This is a genomic window from Saccharothrix sp. ST-888, assembly GCF_000955975.1.
In the GTDB taxonomy this organism is placed as follows: domain Bacteria; phylum Actinomycetota; class Actinomycetes; order Streptomycetales; family Streptomycetaceae; genus Kitasatospora.
In genome coordinates, this window is record NZ_JYJF01000327.1 from 1 (window position 1) to 630 (window position 630).

Here is a 630-nt window from a genome sequence, read left to right on the forward strand (position 1 = left end):
CGAAAGCCCCGGCGAACACCGGGAACGCCGCATACAACTCGGCGCCCATCCCGACCCGCTGACTCCCCTGCCCCGTGAACAGGAACGCCGTACGGCCGGCCGAACCCGCGACACCCGTCACCGACTGAGCCGAAGCCTCACCCCGCGCCAGCGCCTCCAGCCCGGCGCGCAGCTCCGCACGTCCGGCGCCGACCAGCACCGCACGGTGCTCGAACGAACCACGCGTACTCACCAGCGAGAGACCGAGGTCCAGCACACCAGCGCCGGGCTCGGCATCCACCCGGGCGAGCAGTCGACCGGCCTGGCCGCGCAGCGCCTCCGCCGTCCGGCCCGACAGCACCCAGGGCACCACCGGCGCCATCGCAGCGGGCCCGATCGGCTCCTCGGCATCGGCGACGACAGCAGCAGGCGCCTGCTCCAGAATGATGTGCGCGTTGGTACCGCTGAAGCCGAACGACGACACGCCTGCCCGGCGCGGTTCGCCGGTCTCCGGCCACTCGGTCGTCTCCGCCAGCAGCGAGACCGCGCCCGCCGTCCAGTCCACGTGCGAGGACGGCTCGCCGACGTGCAGGGACTTCGGCAGCACGCCGTGCTGCATCGCCTGCACCATCTTGATCACGCCCGCCGCAC

The 630-nt window shown here is 72.9% G+C and carries 1 protein-coding gene; it reads right to left on the minus strand.

What is annotated here, in order from left to right:
• Positions 1 to 630 (minus strand): ketoacyl-synthetase C-terminal extension domain-containing protein (locus tag UK12_RS32915; protein WP_045306881.1); only part of this gene is annotated, 630 nt, incomplete at both ends.